Origin of the sequence: Vibrio atypicus (genome assembly GCF_009811315.1) — a bacterium.
Lineage (GTDB): Bacteria > Pseudomonadota > Gammaproteobacteria > Enterobacterales > Vibrionaceae > Vibrio > Vibrio atypicus.
Window position 1 is genome coordinate 106,381 of sequence record NZ_BLID01000001.1, and the last position, 18,766, is coordinate 125,146.

Consider the following 18,766-nt stretch of genomic DNA (forward strand, 5'->3'; position numbering starts at 1 on the left):
AAAGGGGCCTGACTTTACGTCAGGCCCCTCTTATGAATGCTTTAAATTCCAGCTAAGGAAACAATTAAGCTTTCTTAACGTCTCGAACTGGGTAAGTTAGGCTCATGCCATCAACTTTAACGTGTACGTAGGCACCACCACTGCTAAGACCAACAACAACCATTTGACCTAGGTCGACACCTTTAGTTGCTACTACTACATCATCAACTGAAAACATATTAAACACCTTAAATAAAAGACGATGAAAATCTAGGTGCGTATTTAATATGAACTGCGCCTCATGTACTAATCCGATATTTTGTCGTGATGACAAATAAACCCTCTAGACCGTAGTGCAACAAGTAAGAAGGTGATGACTTACACAAACAAAAACGGCTTAACCTTAAGTTAAGCCGTTATCGTGTAGCAATTAAAACAATATATTAGGCGTTTGTCGCCTGTGGTTGATAGCGACCCGGTTTGTGATTCATCGCCAAAATCAAATTAGTCGCAATAGCACCTAATACAGACAACAGGATCAAGGAAACATCAACGATAAACAGGGACATAGCAACAATTGAACAATCGAGTGCCATTTGCACCTTACCTGCCCGAATGCCAAAACGTTCTTGCAAAAACAGGGCGAGAATGTTGAAGCCACCTAGACTCATCTTATGACGGAAGATAACTAGCATTCCAATTCCGATCAATCCACCACCAATTAAAGCCGCATAGAAAGGGTCAATACGTGCAATTTCAATAACGTTATGCAAGTGATCCACCGCTACCGAAACGATAGTGACAGCGATGAAAGTATTAACAGTAAAACGCCATCCCATACGAGTAACCGACAGAATGTAGAAAGGAAGATTTAAAGCAAAAAAGACTTGGCCAAAGCTAAAATCACTAACTTTAGTAAGAAATATAGCCAACCCAGCCGTACCACCTGTTAAAAGGCCAACTTTACTAAAAAATACCACGCCTAAAGAGACTAAGGCACTGCCCAATGTTAGAGCGAGCAGGTTCTCTCTTAAGCTATGTTCTTTATCCATAATGAACTATCCCTATACAAAGTTGGTCATAAAAGAGTTACAGACCAAAACACGGATAAGATCGCCATTATTAACAATAATGTCGAGAATATCGTAGAAATTCGCCGCTGGCAGGATGTTAAAAAAAGTTTACAGCACTATAAATACCCTATCACTTTTCGAGCATAATTATGGTGTTAACTTACGTGCTGATGCCAGTTCCACCACCTCACTCTTCATGCCCTCACAGGTCAGTTTTTCACCGTCAAAACAACTTGCACCCGTGACTTGTTTTGAACGATACATGGCCTCGTCAGCAATGCTCAGTAATGCTTCTTTATTTTTAGTTTGATCTGGGAAATGACTGACACCGATACTCGCACTCACCTTAAGCTTCCTATCGTTGTAGGTAATAGGCTCACTAATCGCTTTCATAATCTGTTGAGTCTTTTGCGGCAAAATATCAAAGTTTTGCAACAAATCTAAGCAGATAACAAACTCGTCCCCACCTAGTCTTCCGACAAAGTCAGATTGGCGAGTCACTTTTCCTAACCTATCGGCAATCGTAACTAAAATGACATCCCCTGCATCATGGCCATAAGTATCATTCACACACTTAAAGTCATCGAGGTCAATAAACAAAATCGCGAGTTTACAGCCGCTACGATTTGCTTTTACGATGGCACTTTCCAAGGATTTATCGAAAGCTCTTCGATTATATAAACCGGTTAGCGGATCATGCTCTGACAAAAATATTAGCTGCTCTTGCTTCTTTTTCAGTTGCATCGTTTGACGCTTAACCTCTTCCTCCAGCTCATGGGTGGTTACGGTCGTTTCTCGTAACGATATGGTCATCTGATTGAAGAAGAATGCGATCACTTTAAATTCAGAATCCATCGACGCTGTATCGACTTTGGCATCAAGTTTACCTTTAGCTAAATCTACGATCGCTTTCTTAATCGACTCTGCATCAGACTTAAATCGCAGTAAAATCAACCAAGCAACAAAACTCACTAGCAGTGAACAAAATATCAGCCACGCTGCCGCATAAGTCATCACATTTGTTAGATTGTCTGCGTTGCGATCAAGTACTACTCGATGAACATGAGCCAACTCTTCAGTCATGTTTTGTACAATCATGTTGTAGCGTGAGTGAAGCAAACGAGTCGCACTGATACCGTGTTGACTATTGATATCTGAAAAGTAGAGTCTCTTTTCTTGCCCGAGTAAAGCTTGTAGGCTTTGGTTCATCCTTTGAATATTATCAAACTGCGATCCTTGCTCACGATACGCTGTTAATTGTGTCGCTAATTCTGCTTGAGCATACTCGACTTGTTTTAGGCTTGGTTGGTCACCAAACTGAAGAAACACCCATAACTGGCTTCGTAGTAAATCAACTCGAAGTTGCAAATCAATAATGGTGTCTAACTCAACCTTGGTTTGTTTTTGCTCACTGCTGATTTTTGAAAAAGACAACACTATAAGCAGGGTTAATAACATAGTTGTAGTTGAAAGCAAAAACAGCTTTTTAAACAATGAACTGATCATAACTGTTATCTCATAGATGCGGCTTGTTCGAATGGTTGACTAAAGAACACGTCTCTGAAGTCTGGCGTAGTACCAGATACCAACCCATTCTCACTGGCCCATCTAGCTTGAAACTGCAAATTAGACAGTAAAGAATTACCCAGCGATAGCCGAAAAACGTAGTCTCCCCATAGCCAATCTACCTCGCTTACCGAGATGTCTAATCGCTTGGCTACGATGGTTTGTGCCTGTTCTGGGTTGTCATTAATCCAATCAATTGCCTCTTTTAGAGCCATTAAAAGACGTTGAGGTTCGTTGTTGGCAAATTCCAAATATGGGCGCGTGGAAAGTAAGTTAAAAGAGAGCTGATAAATGCCACGTGTTCCGAGGTTTTTCACTTCCGCGGCAGAGAGAAGATTTGCTTGATAGCCCATTGGTTCCCAAGCCGAAATCGCATCAACTCGATAGGAGAGTAGCGCCGGGACCAATTCATGTGGCTCCATATAGATTTTGCTAACGAGTAGTTCTTTAAGATCGTTAGCAAGCAGAACTGAATCAAAATAGAACTCGCTCGCGCTGCCTTTCACGATACCAACTCGTTTTCCTCCCAATCCATTGACTGCATCAATATTATTTGGGCTTAACGTGAGAAGCTTTAGGTCATTATCCGATTCCACAAAACTGACCAGTAACGCCAAGTCATCGCGGGCATGGCTCTGGAACATCACCACAGACTCAGATGCAGATGCATAGTCAACATCACCATCCAGCATTAGTTGAGTACAAGCCTTACCTGTCACACATGGAAACAGACGGACATCAAGCGCATACTTTTCAAATAGTTTTAACTTTTCTGCGATCAAAAAAGGAGAAGAAATAGGGGTTAAAGATATGCCGACTCGTACATTGGACACCTCTCCCTTTTCTTTGTTAAAGAAATAGTAAGTGATAGTGCCTAACATAAATAGGCACAGTGAACTTAACCAAAAGCCTCTGCGTTGAAATACCGGCATTACCCATACTCTTTATATATATTATACCTAGCTTACATTACCTTAGACTATGATTAAGGTTGCACACATGAAATCACATTGTAATGAAGAGATGAGGGGGGCCAATTGCTCCAAACGTGTAGGGGATCACAGATTCTTGTGTTATTGAGTTGTTTAAAACACCTGTCCATCAATCACCAAGCAATTAATGGACAAGATATAGAGATTATTAAATCTCATCGTTCTTTTAGATAACGATCAAACCAAAACTTGCGAGTAGTTGCTCTTGTTGCCAGTCGCAGATTTTTGCTCCATGCAAAGAAACTCTTCTTAAATCGACTCCCTCTAAATCAATATGAGCCAAGTTACACTCTTCAAAGTTCGCCGTTTGCCATTGCTCTGCACTGAATTCCCCACTCGATAAGTCAGCACCTTTAAAATTCACCCCATAAAGGTGCGCGCCATTCCAGCGATTCTCAAACAGCTCACACTTTTCTAGCAATGCACGTTCGAAATTCGAATAGGATAAATTGCAACCCGTTATATAAGCAGAACAAAAATACGCTTTGTGGCTTATCCTGTTCGCAAAGTTAGCACGTTGGAAGTTGGCCCCTTTTAAGTCACACTGACGAAACTCAATACCAAAACAGTCCGCCCCAACAAACTGAGCCATCGCTATATTACAATTAGTAAAGCTCGCATCTTTTAAGTTAGCGTGCTGGAAGCTGCAACCTTCTAACGCTCTAGGTTCAATAAACTTACAATCTATAAATTTTGCATCTCTTAAATCTGCTCGGTCAAAACTGCAATGATAGAATTGGCAGTTTTCAAAGACTTGCTGTTGAAAGTCTCGATGTGAAAAGTCTTCGCCATGGTAGGTTGTATTCGAATTAATCATGGTCCCTCCTGTCGAACGAGACAATAACACCCTAAGCCATTGTTTTTCCACAAATATAAACCCTTAAAAACCAACAACTTAAAACCCCTCCAAATCGCCAATTTAAGCCACCAAACAAGCGCTCTAACACCTCTATTTTTAAACATTCGAACGCGTCTACCTGAAAAATAATTTCAAACAGTGGAAAGGCGGTTTTTACAACCTTCTTCGCTGCATTTTATTTTTTTGAAAAAACATACGAAAAGCGTCATTTCAACCTACCCCATTGCGTATTTAATGGGTTTTGGTTTAATAGCGATGTTGAACAATTAACGAGTACCACAATGCAAGAGATCTATTTAGCCGGAGGTTGTCTTTGGGGAGTTCAAGAATTTCTGCGCCACTTACCAGGAGTTAGCTCAACTCAAGCTGGCCGAGCGAATGGCAAAAACCGAGATACAAGCGGATACTATGATGGTTACGCTGAATGCGTGAAGGTGACATTTGACCCGCAGCTTGTTTCTGTCGAACAACTAATCGACTACCTTTTTGAGATCATCGATCCTTATAGTATTAATCAACAAGGTGAAGACATTGGCGAAAAATATCGCACAGGTATATATAGCCAAGACGAAGCGCACCTACATCTAGCGAGAAACTACATTGACGCTCGGCCGGACAAACACAAAGTCATGGTAGAAGTCAGACAACTCTCTAACTATGTGAAAAGTGATGATGAGCACCAAGACCGATTAACCCGATTCCCAGGCGATTACTGCCATATACCAATTGATTTACTTCATAAATATCGTCAAGTATAGTTGCGTGTTGCCACCCATTAACTCAAGCGGTATTGTGGAGATCGACAGCAGAGAATTCGATAACATCGAATAAGCCAAATCAGTGGATGAGATGCAAAGGTAGCTAATGTTTGAACAAGTAGTAGGGATACTCTTTCCAGTCTTCGCCTTAGTCATTGTCGGCTTTTCTGTTGGACGATGGTTGAAACCAGACTTTCGACCAATCAATCGAATTAACATGGATACCTTTACCCCAGCTTTGGTCTTTTCCTCTTTGGTATCCATGCCGCTAGATACTAAACAGTTACCATTGCTGTCTGCGTCTTTAATCGCCGTGTTGTTACCTGGTGCAATAATGTTAGTTTGGTGTCGCATATCTGGGCTTAACTTTAAGGCTTGGGCTCCACCGCACATGTTTCGCAATAGCGGAAACTTAGCGATTCCACTCTTCACCTACACCTTTGGAGACACGGCTCTCGCGCCCGCAGTATTATTATTCGTTGTTTCTGCATGCATTCATATCAGTTTGGGGCTCGCGCTACTAAGTGATGGAAACCCATTCAAACAGATTATTAGAATGCCCATTTTTCTTGCCGCTGTAGGTGCACTGGCTCTTAACTTGTCTAGTATTGGGGTTTGGAAACCGCTGTACGATGCGACGGCTCTTCTTGGGCAAGCAGCAGTGCCCGTAATGTTACTCTCACTGGGTGCGCAAATGTGTAATATGCGTTTAAGTGGATTAAGAGTCGGGGTTTGGTGCACTCTACAATCTTTAGTTACAGGTGCGATTTCATTTGCTCTGATTTACTGGTTGATTCCACTTCCCACAATGCAACTGCAAATGATGGTATTGTTTACTATGCTTCCCCCAGCTGTCATGAACTACTTGTTTGCTGAACGCTTCAATGTTGAACCAGTTAAAGTGGCCTCTATGGTGTTGTTTGGCAACTTTTTTAGCCTACTCACTTTACCCATGCTGCTCGCTTTCGCTTTATCACTCTGACCACTCTTCTGGATCCGTCAGCATAGTTTTACCCTCAAATTTTTCAGCGCGAATATCTTGAGGGTTGTAGATAGCACAGGATTTCATCGATAGACATCCACAACCAATGCAACTTCCGAGGTCTTCTTGGAGTGCTTTAAGCTGTAATATTCGATGTTCCAACATGGCCTTCCAACCCGAAGCCATCTGTTCCCATTCATCTTTATCAGGAGCTTGGTGCTTAGGCAAGTGAGCCAATGATTGCGCGATTTCTTCCAAAGTTAAGCCCACTTCTTGCGCTGCTTTTATCACGGCAATTCTTCTTAGAACACTCCTATCATAGCGCCTCTGGTTACCTTGATTCCGCCAGCTAGAGATCAACCCTCTTTGTTCATAGAAATGCAATGCGGATACTTTGACTCCAGCTCGTTTTGCGACTTCACCAACACTCATCTCCATAAATACATCCTTATATTCTTTTATTTAAAACCTCAAGCTAACTTAGGGTTTAGCATAGCGCGATTATTGTGCCTGAGCACTACCCCTAAGGAGTATCAGCCATAAGTTAGGGGTAACTCACACCTTTGTATTACCGAAAGATAATATAAGTCCTAAACTATATTTGTAAGCCCACATATAGCACCAAGGAATGTGATTATGGAAGCCGTTCGCCCCTATCAAGATATTGAGTTCTCTGTAGACCTCAAACATGCACTCATATGGGTTGCTCGCGCCTTAGATTACGTGGGTGTTGATGATATCCATCATAACCATCGTGTGGCTTACATCAGTTATGAATGCGCTAAAATACTCAAATGGGATATCAAAAAACAAGAGTTCTGTTTCTTTGCCGGATTGATCCATGACTGCGGCGTATCTCAAACTCAAGAACACACTAATCTCGTCAGCCACTTTAAACCCGACGATCCGAGTATTCACTGCATTCATGGCTATGAAGAACTCAACAAATGCAAAGTGTTGTCTCGTTTTTCCAACATCATCCGTCACCATCATACGGCTTGGGATATTCTTCAGGGGTTGCAGCTTTCAATCTTCGAAAAAGATATCGCAGCCCTTATCTTCATCGCAGATAGGCTCGACGTATTGCGAGCTCGAAACATGGACAACGAACACAGTGATCTCATCACATTGAAAAAGCGGAGCATCACTGAGCAACTCAATGAATACAAAGGTACCCTTTTTCGGCCAGAGTATGTCGATGCAATGTGTAAGCTAACCAGTCGTGATGGCTTTTGGTTTTCAATGGAGCCAGAGAATATTGAATCCATTCCGCTGTCATTTACTCATCTCGAGTGGCTTCAAGAAGACTTAACCATTCAGAACCTTACAGAACTGGGGCTCTTCATAGCACGCATAGTCGATGCAAAAAGCCCGTTTACCTTTCAGCACTCCATTAAAGTCGCCCAATTGTGCCGCTTTCTTGCAACTAAGTTAAAGTTGCCAACACAAACAACCCAACAACTCTATGTTGCAGGATTAGTGCATGACATTGGGAAGCTACGTACTCCGGATGAGATTTTACATAAGCAAGGCAGCTTAACGAAAGAAGAGTACACCAGAATTCGACGCCATACGATTGATACCGAAATTGCGCTAAAAATGGTTTTCCCTGGTTCTAAAATTGGTGAGTGGGCGACCAATCATCATGAGCGTTTGGATGGCAGTGGGTACCCGAATAACAAGCAAGCTTTAGATCTAGACACTCCGTCACGAATCATTGCAATTGTTGATGTATTCCAAGCCCTTTCACAAGACCGGCCATACCGAAGTCGTCTATCGAAAGACGAAATCGTTGAAATCATGTATCCCATGGTAAAACGCAATGAACTTGATAAAGATATTTACCACTGCTTAGAAGTTAATCTCGAGGAGTGCTACCAACTTTCAACGGATTTGTCGGCGAGCTATTAATTAATACACTGGTTCATTATCACTACTGACGAGGTGGTCATGTTTACAAACATAATTGGAAGAATCATCACGCTCAATTCAACGCAGTGGCTCCCAGTACTCATCATCATAACGCTGCCATTAAGTCTCTATTTAGTTGCAATTGATGCGTGGATAGCATTGGCGATATTTATTGCTTACCTTATCGCTTTTACAGTGCTCATCGGTTCAATGACCGCCATGCTACAGAAGATAAAAATAGCAGCGACGCACCTTTCTGAAGGCGAATTAACCGAACGAATTCATACAGAGGATGCCGCTACGCAGCCTATCTATCGAATCATGAATCGAATCGGTGAAGATATTTCTCGCACGATTAATGCTCTAGGGAAATCCACCAGTCGATTACTCGATGTCGCTGATACTGTCCAACAAGACTCTGAGCAATCTAAACAAGGAGCTATCGGACAAAAGCAAGATGTCGACAAAGCGAAAGTCGTTATATCAGAGCTTTCATCCGTCACCTCCCAAGTATCAGAATACTGCGAATCAACCGCGACTCTTGCCGATCAAGCAAAGCGACAAGCAGACCAAGGCGGGAGAGACATGGTCGACCTAGAGAATGCTTTAGATAATGCCAGCCAGCATATCGACAACTCAAACACCCACTTTGAGTCGCTTGTTGAAGAAACCGCTCAAATCAACCAAGTTATGGAAACAATCAGTAGTATTGCTGATCAAACGAACCTCTTAGCACTAAACGCCGCAATAGAAAGTGCTAGGGCTGGCGAACAAGGCCGCGGGTTTGCAGTCGTCGCAGATGAAGTTCGATCACTAGCAATGCGAACACAAGAAGCAACAGAAGAGATTCGAACCAAGATTACCAATCTGCAGTCGAAAACAGATGATGTCATGGCAACGATGGCAGAAAACAAAAACAGCATGGCGCGCTCACTCACCATAGCTTCCACAGCGGAAGAGACATTTAAAACGCTGAATGGCCAAATTGAAGAGATTCAAGCCTTTGGCCGTCATATCGCAGAGTCATCAGAGCAACAAATCACTCAAACCAATACCTTGGACGACTGTTTACAGCTCATCGCTAGCGAGTCAGACAATAATGTGAAATCGACACAAGAGACCCTCATTGCAAGTATCACAGTAAGAAACCTGTCCGGTGAAATAGACTCCCTACTCCACCGCTTTGCTACCGATACACGCCAAATCGAACAAGAAAGCGCACGCCGAGACAAGTTAATGGAATGGAGCGATTCACTGGATATCGGTATTGACGAGATCAACCGACAGCACCAAACCTTGCTCCATTTAGTCAATGAGCTCTACCACTTGCTTAACCATAATTATGGGCTCAACTCCATTAAGCGCGTCGTACAAGGTTTAATCGATTACACTGCAAACCACTTTACTTACGAGGAGACCCTCTTCGATCAAATTGACTATAGCCAAGCTCAACACCACAGAGAAAAACATCAACATTTAGTTCAAGAAGTCCTAGAGTTTCAAAAGCGTGTTGAACGTGGTGAAGAGATAGGTGATGAACTGATGAGCTTTTTAAAAAATTGGCTAACTCAACACATTATGCGAGAAGACAAAGCTTACTCCGAAGAATTCAAAAGTGGCGGGCTCAATTAACGTTAGAAGAGGCACATTCGCTAATAGTGCGCCTCTTCCTAAATCATCGTTAATCAAACAAGACAGAAGCTATAAATTTACTGCCATCGTCTTGCTGCTCAAAAACCCATCCCATACGCTCGCAAATCCGCTCAACGATAACTAGCCCACAACCGTAACCTGCATTATACGTTTCATTGCCATCGTGGCGATTGGTGATCAATAGCTGCTTACCTTGAATGGAAACTTCAATATCCGCCACGCTGTAACTAAAAGCATTCTTAATTAGGTTATTAATCACGATAGTGACAAAACTCTCGGGAGCACGGACAGTGGCCGCTGCCGATTCATTCAAATGATACCCAAGACCTTGCTTTGCAAACAATAACTCCATTTCACCCAATTGTTGTACAACCGAAACAGCCAACTCAATATCGCCATAATGATGCTCATCAATGGTCGCTTTACCTAATAAAAGAAAAGCTTCTGTTAATACACGCATCTGCTCACTCGATTGCTGTAAACGATGAATTGCTTTGAGCGCGACGGGTGGCTGATTTGGCACTTTTGCTAAAAGATCTGAAGAACCGTTAATCACCATAATGGGTGTTCTCAGTTCATGAGAAGCAAAACGGCTAAAGTCTTTTTCACGCTGAAAATAGCCTGCGATACCTCTTTTAGCATCAAGTAACGTCTGCTCAATATGGCGAGTTTCTGCATACTGTGTTTCCACAGAAAACAATGGAGCACCAGGAGACATTTGCGCTATTTTGTCTTCGATCAGAGATAAGGGTTTTGACAACGAACGGACCACATACACAGCATAAACAATCACGAATAACGAGATGAGCCCACCAACCAGCATTGTATAGTTGTGAAGCGTCCACTCATACTCATCTAAGTAATCATCGGCATCATCTTGAAATACGATATACATGAGCCCTTTCCCGGATGGGTGCTCTAAAACAATAAAGTGCTTATCTTCTTCCACAAGTAAGTACTCATAAAAACCGGGCTTTGTATAAACGGCCAGCCAACTAGGTACGGACTCAAAGCTAAAATAAGTCGAAAACTCTTGGCGGTTGGGCAAAATGGTTTTGTCACCATAATGCTCATAATCACTCACATAGCGAGTTGCTTCCGTATCTAGCCAGTGATGTAAACTGATCACTTCCATCTGGTTTTCAGCCAAGTAAATCACCGTCCAGAACGCGCTAAACATAACCAATGTCATCAGTCCGAAGCTAAGTTTTATCTTCCGGTAAATACTCGGATACGCGTTATGCTCTAATTCGATATCCTTTTCCATGGATCGTCTCCAACCTAGTCTCAGAAAAACCTTTATCCAACGCAGTACGTAAGCCATATATATGACTTCTTAACGCATCACTGCTTGGAGACTCATCGCCCCAAACCGACTCAATCACCTCTGCTCGACTTACAATGGCTGGCGCTTTTCGCAATAGGGTCTTAAGTATTTTTAATTGTATGCCACTGAGCTTTATCATCTGACCATCACGTTGCACTTCGTTTGTTTTAATGTTCATTTGAATATCAGCATACATAAGATTACCGATATCTTGACGAGGGCCTCGGCTTGCCAATGCGTGTAAACGAAGACTTAGCTCCTGCATTGCAAAAGGTTTCATTAAATAGTCATCACCACCGGCTTGGAACGCGGCGATTTTATCATCAAGACCATCTTTAGCAGTTAGGAAGAGAATCGGCGTACTGCAGAACAATTCTTCTCGAAGTTTTTTTACTGCGTTAATACCGTCAAGTTTCGGCATCATGATATCCATAATGATCACATCATAATGATTGTCGCTGACTAACTTAATCGCTGCTTCACCATGGTAAGCGCAATCAATCGTCATACCTTCAAGCTCTAGATAATCCGCAATCGTCTCAGAGACATTGTGATTATCATCAACAATTAAAATTTTCATATTTTCACGTTTCTTCACGAGTGCTTCACGTTTGTGCCGCTAGGATACACCCAAAACATCCATACAATTGTCAAAAAAAGGGTCTTAGATGAAAAAGTTAGCGTTGGTTTCCTTAATGGGTCTAGTGCTTGTTGGTTGTGGCGGCGGTAGCGGTAGCGACAGTGATTCTGGTGTTAGCGTTAAGCCTACGTCTCTTCAAGGTACAATCGATTCAGTTAGCGGTGATTCCATTGTTGTTAATGGTTACTCATACCAAGTGACAAGCGTTACTTACAATAATGAAACACTGATTGAAACTAAACTTCAGCCGAATATGACGGTTGAAATATCTCCTGCAAACAGTGTGGCTCGCTCTACATCAGGCGGCGTAATCGTGAATGTTGAACCAACGATGGTAGGCCAGATCAGCGATATCGACGGCACAACGTTTAAAGTCAATGGCGTAGAATTGAACTTCAGCGGCCTTCATGCAGACATTCAAGCTGGCGACTGGGTGATGGTTTCAAGCCTGCCAACAGCAAACGCAGGGTATAAAGTCTTATCCGTGGTTAAGTTTGATGCTGAAGAAGAACCTAATAAAGTAGAATTTGAAGGTGTCGTAAGCCAACTAGATATCAATAACAAAAGCTTTACTTTAGGCTCATCGATCGCTGTTGAATATTCCGTTGCTACTCTCGAAGACAACGTAGAACCACAGAATGGTTTATGGGTTGAAGTAGAAGGCTCCTTTGACGGCAGTAAACTTATCGCTGACGAGCTAGAAGTTGAAGATTACCAAGACCTTAATGATGGCACGGAAGTAGAAGGCATCATCACTTGGGTTGAAAGCGATTCATCTTCGTTTCAATTGAACTACCGTGGTCAATTTGCTGTAACAGCTAAAACTCGCTTTGAAGATGGTACAAAAATCAACTTAAAAGCCGGTGAACGTGTTGAAGTGACAAGTCAAAAACAAGGCGACCAGCAAATCGCACTCGAAGTAGAGTTTGAAAATGATCATGACGGCGACTGGAATGACAATGATATCGACTTCGAAGGTACCGTAAGCACGATTGATGAAGCATCAAACAACTTTGTCATCAATACAAAGAATGGGCAATTTACCGTATTTGTAAACAGCAGTACTCAATTCGAAGACGGTTTAACACTCGGCTCCCTTGCTAGCGTACGAGTAGAAGTGGAAGCAATCATGGTCAATAACGAATACATCGCGACCGAAATTGAATTAGATACGCAAGACGACTAAACCTCTCCCCCAATAAAAGCAAACCACAACGCTGTGGTTTGCTTTTATTTAGCAACTAATGATAGTAATGTAAATTATTTATACCCAATAAATTCTTTTTCTACAACAACTTACCTGTCATGGATTCCATTAGCACTCACTAACATAATTATCCCTGTCTATACTTTATGCATTCATACAAAAGTACTAGTTATTGGATTTTTTTGACTAGATAGCATGTGGGCTCGGGAATGAAAAAGCTTTTGTTTTACTCTCACGATAGTTACGGCCTTGGAAATATTCGTCGTATGGTGGCAATCACGACCTACTTGGTCAGCCGACACCATGATTTATATATCCTGTTAATTACGGGTTCCCCTATGTTTCATGCATTTAGAACCTCTTTCTGTAGATACATTAAGCGAACCCTAGAGACTCACTCCTCACTCTGCAAGAAACAAATGGTAGTGGAAGCAGGCGGAGGCAACGACGGTTGCCTTTCCATCGTCCCTCTTTCGTAGTGAAGGAGGATAGATGGAACGACAAACGCAGCCAAGCGATGATCAGATTCCTGCCCTAGAGCTACTTTTCTCAGAAGAGCAATTAACGAATCTATTTGATACTCATTTACCCATTGAAGGCATCATTTCAATCTATCGAGAATATCTACGGTATAAACCCGAAAGCAGTTGTTTGTTGTTATATAGAGTTCAAACCCAAGACCAAACTCACTTGGTATACGTAAAAGCTTTTTCAGATCTCGCCAAAACAATTAAAACAAGTAATAAACAGAGTAGATTGTCGCTTGCCGCCACGCATAGCCATGTAGTCTCTGAGCATCAGCTGATTTTAAACCGCTACCCTTATGATGATAAGCTTCCCTCTCTGGAGAAGTTATCTAATCCCAAGCAGCGTGCTTCTGTCATTAACCGAGCGATGTTTGACAAAAACCATGACTTAGAGAGTCAGTTAACCGTACTTCAATATAAACCGGAGCGGCGCTTTGTCGCCAAACTCAGTTTTAGCGACGGTTCAATTGCCGTAGTAAAAACCTACACTCAGGAACGCTATAACACGCTAAGCTACCTATATCTGAAAAAAGAACAGAGCCCATTTGGACGCTTGCTTGGTAAAAGCGATAAACATTGTTTACTCATCTACCAATGGATAGAAGGAAAGCCTCTTGCAATGCAAACACCGATTCTCCAAGACGACTTGCTTTGCTATCAGCGATGTGGAGAAGAATTGGCAAGATTTCATCAACAACCCCCATCCAAAAAAGTAAAACCTATCCGTACAAAGCAGTTTCTCCATTTGCTCCACTTACACTCTCAATCCATTGCTCAAATACTACCAGAGCAGACGGCGCTAACGACTCACATTGCAGATACACTTTCGGCGTTAATCAAAACCTTACCCAAGGAGCGAAGTTTTATTCATGGCGACTTTTACGCCGACCAAGTACTCGTTAATGGTGAGAGCATAGAGTTTTTAGATTTCGACAATCTATGTACTTGGTTCAGCGGTTTTGATGTGGGTAATTTTCTCTCCCATCTTAGCTATAGAATGACTTTAGGTTTGATTACTCGAAATGAATACGAACAGTTGGAAGCGCAGTTCCTTGCTGGATATCGAGAGTCAGCCAGTATTGATGACAATAAAATACACTTGTTTACTGCACTGGGTATCTTCCAGCTTATCTATCACCCATTGCGCTTTGGCGTCATCGACTGGAAAAAGGGGATTTGTGCCCTACTCAGCCGCTGTTGCTATCATCTCGACCAAGTTCAAACATCTGAAGCTCAGATAACCATCGACCAATCCTTACCCCAACTGACGAAATTAATTGATCCTAGCTTTGTGCAAAAGCTCATCGAACATCAATGCCCAACACAAGGATCTACACTTGCCAATTTGCAGATAGAGCAAGCCATACTCATTCGTTCAAAGCTAGGAAAGCGCGCCTTGATAGAGTATCAAGTAAACGCCGAGAACCAACCAGATATGATTGGCAAGGTTAGAGCGAAAGGGTTTGACAGAAAAAGTTGGAAAACTCAAAACGCACTCTATTCATCCGAGTTCAATCCAAAAGCGTCCGATAACGTTCAAGTTCCAAAGCCTCTTTTCAAACTGCCAGAACAGAGTATGTGGATTCAGGAAAAAGTCCCTGGAACCACTATATTCGAACCATTTTGTAACAGCGCCAATAAAGCACTGAGCCATCAATTAGCGTTCGCCCTGTACAAGTTGCACAATTCGACACTCAATCTAGAAAAAACGCATACTCTCGAGAAAGAGCTTTCGATATTAGAAAGCAACTTACTGCAGGTTGCAGAACGTAACGCTCAATGGCAAGCAAGAATCAAACGAATTCTGGCGTGGTGCAGAACCGTAAGCAAAACGCTGTCTGACTCTATCCAAAAGCCAATCCATAGGGATTTCTATCATGACCAGGTACTCGTACACAAACATACTTTGTACATACTTGATTTCGACTTATGTTGTATGGGAAACCCTTATTTAGATTTAGGGAATTTCATTGCACATATACAAGAGCAATGTTTAAGAATTTACAACGATGCCGACTATGCTGAGCGTACAATTAAATGTTTCACCTCTCGATATTTATTGCTATCTGGAAATTCGAACAAGGCTCACGACATCGATGTATATCGCGTACTTAGTTTGGCTCGTCATATTGCCATTAGCCAACGCATCCCAAGCAGAAAGAAATACACCTTAGATATTATTTCTTTGGTAGAACAAGAATTGCGAAAAACACTTCTTTAATCACATCCCCCAGCTTTTGACATAAATAAGAAAGCATCTAAATCGCCAAAATTTATAACTAAAGTCGATTTACATTGATTGTTTTTACATTGTTGTAATAACCTTTCATCAATTGGTGTCTAGTAATTTCAGAAATATCCGACAAAAAACTAGTACTAAAGCATTAATTTCAAACAACATTTTAATTTGCGAACTTTTCTCACAGCAAAAATAAACAATAAAAAATATCGTAAAATGCAATTTAACTAGAATTTAATAAAAATATCTAAGCATTAACAAAATTATCAACCAAAGAATATTAATCTAAAAATTCCTTAGTAATTTATCTAATGCTATAAGGTTAATATATCCATGCTTTATATGTGGAGGTACCGACTGAATGACTAGCCCATTACCTAGAAGGCTAAGATACATAAGAAAAAAACAAGGGATTACCCAGGAAGAGCTGGGGTATAAGCTAGGGATGGAGCCAGCAGGCGCAAGTGCAAGAATTAGTCAATATGAAACCGGTAAACACGCACCAGATTACGCGACGGTCAAGCGTATCTCAGAGGTATTAGATACACCGGTCGCTTACTTTTATTGTGAAGACGACATTCTCGCTGAAATTGTAATCGAAATATCAGGTTATAACTCAGTTACTAAACAGAACATTCTCGACTTGATTGAAGCTTACATGTCGCCATAGTCGCTTGTTGTTGCACCATGTAGATTTGTTTGTATTACCAACCTACCAATACAAACAAATCTAACATCCGTTCCTTTCACACTCTTCTCTATTGCTTGGTTTAAATACCTTGCGAAGGGGTGGTTGTGCCTCAAATTTATTACAGACCCATTTGCTTTTATTAAGGACTTATACATGTTTGCATTAAGAAAAAACCAAGCCATTTTCCGTTCTATGCCCATCAATCGGTAAAGTTAAGAAGATCACGCTCAACGATCTAAAAAGTAAATGGCATATGAATAAACTAAGTACAAAAATCATATTTATCCTACTTCCTCTTGCAGCTTGTTTGATAGGGTTCGGGTATGCCTACTACAAAGCAAAAGAAAAACTCACTATCGACCACATCTTTCGCTCTAGTCAACTCTCAGCACTGTTAGGGGCAAACGAGATAAGCCACTATATTGAAGGCCGAGCAACAGAATTTAATCAGCTCAGCGGTGCGATATCTTATTGTTACAACCATCGACAGTCTATCTCTGAACTTGCCTCTGATGCGCTCAGTTTTACGAGCGGTTTTTCAGCCTTAATCATCTCAGATACCAATGGAAAGCTAATCGACTTCCAGCTCGCTAAGAATAGAAAGCACCCACTATCATTTGATGAAGAAAAGAGTCGTCACATTCAAGTCTTAGCTCATGACAAGATTCAGCGTTTGAACGAGTCCTTTAACGATTGGTTGTACAAGCAAGCTCAGCTAACTAACACCACAAATAATACCGTAACAAAGCAATCTAGCACTGTATGGAAAAGCTCTCGAAGGAACGGTTCGGATACGCCCCTAAAACGTGGAAATACCGAAGCACTCCCTCAGCAAATTATTTATCTCGCCCCTAAGGAAGTCTCAAATCAACTTGGTTTAAGCTTCGACAAAGAGACTTATTTTTACTCTCGCCCCCTCATTGATTGTAACCAACGGCTACTCGGTTATTACACAGCGGTGCTAGATCGCACGTTGATAGAGCAGCAACTTACTAGCATTAAGCAATCTCTAATAAAAAACGGTCACAAATACGTGGATGTTTTTGTCGTACGCAATGATGATTTGACCCCGTTATCAGAGTCAAACTACATCAATTTAGAGCAGCTCCAATTGAACGGCTTCAACCCAACGAATAACCCTCTATTTCGGAGTGATTTGGGCGGGATCATGATCAATCAACCGATTGGTATGGAAATCTACAAGCACCTGGTTTTTTTCGATGACCTTGATCTGCAATCAGACAAACGAGGTGTCACCTTAGTCGTATTCATTTCTGATAAAGAGTTGGAGTACAGCAATGCAGAATTGCTGCGTGAAGTACTGCTCTATTTGGGGGTCGGGCTTATATTGTTCGTAAGCTTAACGGGTTACTTGGCTCGCCATATTGCCGCCCCAATACTCGAACTTCGCTTGAAAATATCATCGCTGGCACGCGCCGGTAAAGTGGATACCAATTTCACCGAAAGGAAAGACGAAATTGGCGAACTTTTTGATGCATTTTCAGATATGGCCTCCAACATCAAACGCAAAGAGACTCAATTGACTCGCCTAGCCCTTGAAGATCCTCTCACGGGCATTCTTAACCGTAGAGCGCTGGTCAATAGTGCAATAGCCGCCCAAAACAAAAGCGCGCTTTCCTCTGTCTGTATGATGGATTTAGACCATTTTAAACAAATCAATGATGAATGCGGTCATGCTATAGGCGACAATGTTCTTATCGCGTTTTGCAATATCGTTTCAGAGCACACTCGCGAGTCAGATATTTTCGGTCGATTAGGTGGTGAAGAGTTTGGCTTGGTACTTCCTGGTACCCAATTGGATGAAGCCTACGCCATCGCTGAAAAAATTCGAGAAAAGGTCGAACAAAAATTAAGTGAGAGCTTGTGTTCAAGCCACTATCTTCAAGCGACGGTCAGTATTGGTGTGATTGAATGGCAAGACAATGATATCAATCAAGCCCTCGCGAAAGCCGACAAGCTCTTGTACAAAGCCAAGCAAAATGGTCGCAATCGTGTAGAGCTATAATGAAAAAAGGCTCGTTAGTGTTTCGAGCCTTTATTAAATCTATACGTCTAGCGAAAGACCGATTTGGCTTAACTTCGACTTAAAATCATCAATACTCTCTGCTTGATACGTAGGCGAACCGTTAAAGTATCGAGGTTTTTCCGGCAGCATCGCATTCTTTAGTGCTTTTTCTTGTTCAATATCGTCATGATATACAGTTACACGTTGAGGGATGTCTTGCTTAAATGTCGCCATTTATGTTCTCCTTTTCATCTGACGTTGTTCACTTTAAAGGTTAGAAAATAACCGATTATTGTCAAAGTAAACCAAAGAACCATTCCAGCCAATTAGTAAACA

At 41.7% G+C, this 18,766-nt stretch carries 17 protein-coding genes; 8 read left to right on the forward strand and 9 right to left on the reverse strand.

Going from position 1 to position 18,766, the window contains the following annotated elements; genetic code table 11:
- Positions 1-64: 64 nt before the first annotated feature.
- The 5 genes from GVO60_RS22380 to GVO60_RS00470 form a co-directional block, all read right to left on the reverse strand.
- Positions 65-217 (reverse strand): hypothetical protein, encoded by a 153-nt coding sequence (locus GVO60_RS22380; protein WP_167522320.1) that lies wholly within the window; start codon positions 215-217, stop codon positions 65-67.
- A gap of 205 nt (positions 218-422) precedes the next feature.
- Complete coding sequence (locus GVO60_RS00455; RefSeq protein WP_159650549.1) at positions 423-1,031, reverse strand: YitT family protein; 609 nt, start codon at positions 1,029-1,031, stop codon at positions 423-425.
- Between the two features lie 168 nt (positions 1,032-1,199).
- A complete protein-coding gene (locus GVO60_RS00460; protein ID WP_159650550.1) occupies positions 1,200-2,558 on the reverse strand; it encodes a diguanylate cyclase domain-containing protein in 1,359 nt (452 codons plus the stop codon).
- A 5-nt stretch (positions 2,559-2,563) separates the two neighbouring features.
- The gene (locus GVO60_RS00465) at positions 2,564-3,550 is read right to left on the reverse strand and encodes an ABC transporter substrate-binding protein (RefSeq protein WP_225874877.1); all 987 of its coding nucleotides are present in this window, start codon (positions 3,548-3,550) and stop codon (positions 2,564-2,566) included.
- A gap of 226 nt (positions 3,551-3,776) precedes the next feature.
- Complete coding sequence (locus GVO60_RS00470; RefSeq protein ID WP_159650551.1) at positions 3,777-4,427, reverse strand: Qnr family pentapeptide repeat protein; 651 nt, start codon at positions 4,425-4,427, stop codon at positions 3,777-3,779.
- 323 nt (positions 4,428-4,750) lie between these two features.
- On the opposite strand from GVO60_RS00470, the gene GVO60_RS00475 reads away from it, so the two are divergent.
- Both GVO60_RS00475 and GVO60_RS00480 read left to right on the forward strand, forming a co-directional pair.
- On the forward strand, positions 4,751-5,227 hold the full coding sequence (locus GVO60_RS00475; RefSeq protein ID WP_159650552.1) for a peptide-methionine (S)-S-oxide reductase: 477 nt from the start codon (positions 4,751-4,753) through the stop codon (positions 5,225-5,227).
- 106 nt (positions 5,228-5,333) lie between these two features.
- The gene (locus tag GVO60_RS00480) at positions 5,334-6,209 is read left to right on the forward strand and encodes an AEC family transporter (RefSeq protein ID WP_159650553.1); all 876 of its coding nucleotides are present in this window, start codon (positions 5,334-5,336) and stop codon (positions 6,207-6,209) included.
- Here GVO60_RS00480 and soxR read toward each other — a convergent pair.
- Positions 6,201-6,647 carry a redox-sensitive transcriptional activator SoxR gene (gene soxR, locus GVO60_RS00485; RefSeq protein WP_159650554.1) on the reverse strand — a complete coding sequence of 149 codons (447 nt, stop codon included), beginning with the start codon at positions 6,645-6,647 and terminating at the stop codon, positions 6,201-6,203. The genes GVO60_RS00480 and soxR overlap by 9 nt on opposite strands.
- Positions 6,648-6,845: 198 nt before the next feature.
- Here soxR and GVO60_RS00490 point away from each other — a divergent pair, with 198 nt between their 5' ends.
- Entirely contained in the window at positions 6,846-8,120 is a 1,275-nt protein-coding gene (locus GVO60_RS00490) for an HD-GYP domain-containing protein (protein WP_159650555.1), read from the forward strand.
- Positions 8,121-8,159: 39 nt separating this feature from the next.
- Positions 8,160-9,752, forward strand: a complete 1,593-nt coding sequence (locus GVO60_RS00495; RefSeq protein ID WP_159650556.1) for a bacteriohemerythrin — start codon at positions 8,160-8,162, stop codon at positions 9,750-9,752.
- 49 nt (positions 9,753-9,801) lie between these two features.
- Here the strand turns inward: GVO60_RS00495 and GVO60_RS00500 are convergent, their stop codons facing one another.
- Positions 9,802-11,040 carry a sensor histidine kinase gene (locus GVO60_RS00500; RefSeq protein WP_159650557.1) on the reverse strand — a complete coding sequence of 413 codons (1,239 nt, stop codon included), beginning with the start codon at positions 11,038-11,040 and terminating at the stop codon, positions 9,802-9,804.
- Positions 11,012-11,680, reverse strand: a complete 669-nt coding sequence (locus tag GVO60_RS00505; protein WP_159650558.1) for a response regulator transcription factor — start codon at positions 11,678-11,680, stop codon at positions 11,012-11,014. Before GVO60_RS00505 ends, GVO60_RS00500 begins: the two co-directional genes overlap by 29 nt.
- 88 nt (positions 11,681-11,768) lie before the next feature.
- Between GVO60_RS00505 and GVO60_RS00510 the strand changes: the two genes are divergently transcribed.
- The 4 genes from GVO60_RS00510 to GVO60_RS00525 all read left to right on the forward strand — a co-directional run bounded on the left by GVO60_RS00510 (position 11,769) and on the right by GVO60_RS00525 (position 18,430).
- Positions 11,769-12,926: a DUF5666 domain-containing protein gene (locus GVO60_RS00510; protein WP_159650559.1), complete on the forward strand. Its 1,158-nt coding sequence runs from the start codon at positions 11,769-11,771 to the stop codon at positions 12,924-12,926.
- A 513-nt stretch (positions 12,927-13,439) separates the two neighbouring features.
- Positions 13,440-15,695: a phosphotransferase gene (locus GVO60_RS00515; RefSeq protein ID WP_159650560.1), complete on the forward strand. Its 2,256-nt coding sequence runs from the start codon at positions 13,440-13,442 to the stop codon at positions 15,693-15,695.
- A 379-nt stretch (positions 15,696-16,074) separates the two neighbouring features.
- Entirely contained in the window at positions 16,075-16,383 is a 309-nt protein-coding gene (locus GVO60_RS00520; RefSeq protein WP_159650561.1) for a helix-turn-helix domain-containing protein, read from the forward strand.
- Between the two features lie 274 nt (positions 16,384-16,657).
- Positions 16,658-18,430 (forward strand): GGDEF domain-containing protein, encoded by a 1,773-nt coding sequence (locus tag GVO60_RS00525; RefSeq protein WP_159650562.1) that lies wholly within the window; start codon positions 16,658-16,660, stop codon positions 18,428-18,430.
- Positions 18,431-18,469: 39 nt separating this feature from the next.
- On the opposite strand, the gene GVO60_RS00530 is transcribed toward GVO60_RS00525, so the two are convergent.
- Positions 18,470-18,664 (reverse strand): hypothetical protein, encoded by a 195-nt coding sequence (locus GVO60_RS00530; RefSeq protein ID WP_159650563.1) that lies wholly within the window; start codon positions 18,662-18,664, stop codon positions 18,470-18,472.
- Between the last annotated feature and the right edge of the window lie 102 nt (positions 18,665-18,766).

Excerpts from the sequence above, each read along its gene's own strand:
- GVO60_RS00525 (WP_159650562.1), top strand. The coding sequence starts at position 16,658 with ATGAATAAACTAAGTACAAAAATCATATTTATCCTACTTCCTCTTGCA.
- GVO60_RS00480 (WP_159650553.1), top strand. The coding sequence starts at position 5,334 with ATGTTTGAACAAGTAGTAGGGATACTCTTTCCAGTCTTCGCCTTAGTC.
- GVO60_RS00460 (WP_159650550.1), bottom strand. The coding sequence starts at position 2,558 with ATGATCAGTTCATTGTTTAAAAAGCTGTTTTTGCTTTCAACTACAACT.
- GVO60_RS00530 (WP_159650563.1), bottom strand. The coding sequence starts at position 18,664 with ATGGCGACATTTAAGCAAGACATCCCTCAACGTGTAACTGTATATCAT.
- GVO60_RS00475 (WP_159650552.1), top strand. The coding sequence starts at position 4,751 with ATGCAAGAGATCTATTTAGCCGGAGGTTGTCTTTGGGGAGTTCAAGAA.
- soxR (WP_159650554.1), bottom strand. The coding sequence starts at position 6,647 with ATGGAGATGAGTGTTGGTGAAGTCGCAAAACGAGCTGGAGTCAAAGTA.
- GVO60_RS00520 (WP_159650561.1), top strand. The coding sequence starts at position 16,075 with ATGACTAGCCCATTACCTAGAAGGCTAAGATACATAAGAAAAAAACAA.
- GVO60_RS22380 (WP_167522320.1), bottom strand. The coding sequence starts at position 217 with ATGTTTTCAGTTGATGATGTAGTAGTAGCAACTAAAGGTGTCGACCTA.
- GVO60_RS00455 (WP_159650549.1), bottom strand. The coding sequence starts at position 1,031 with ATGGATAAAGAACATAGCTTAAGAGAGAACCTGCTCGCTCTAACATTG.
- GVO60_RS00495 (WP_159650556.1), top strand. The coding sequence starts at position 8,160 with ATGTTTACAAACATAATTGGAAGAATCATCACGCTCAATTCAACGCAG.
- GVO60_RS00505 (WP_159650558.1), bottom strand. The coding sequence starts at position 11,680 with ATGAAAATTTTAATTGTTGATGATAATCACAATGTCTCTGAGACGATT.
- GVO60_RS00490 (WP_159650555.1), top strand. The coding sequence starts at position 6,846 with ATGGAAGCCGTTCGCCCCTATCAAGATATTGAGTTCTCTGTAGACCTC.
- GVO60_RS00510 (WP_159650559.1), top strand. The coding sequence starts at position 11,769 with ATGAAAAAGTTAGCGTTGGTTTCCTTAATGGGTCTAGTGCTTGTTGGT.
- GVO60_RS00465 (WP_225874877.1), bottom strand. The coding sequence starts at position 3,550 with ATGCCGGTATTTCAACGCAGAGGCTTTTGGTTAAGTTCACTGTGCCTA.
- GVO60_RS00500 (WP_159650557.1), bottom strand. The coding sequence starts at position 11,040 with ATGGAAAAGGATATCGAATTAGAGCATAACGCGTATCCGAGTATTTAC.
- GVO60_RS00470 (WP_159650551.1), bottom strand. The coding sequence starts at position 4,427 with ATGATTAATTCGAATACAACCTACCATGGCGAAGACTTTTCACATCGA.
- GVO60_RS00515 (WP_159650560.1), top strand. The coding sequence starts at position 13,440 with ATGGAACGACAAACGCAGCCAAGCGATGATCAGATTCCTGCCCTAGAG.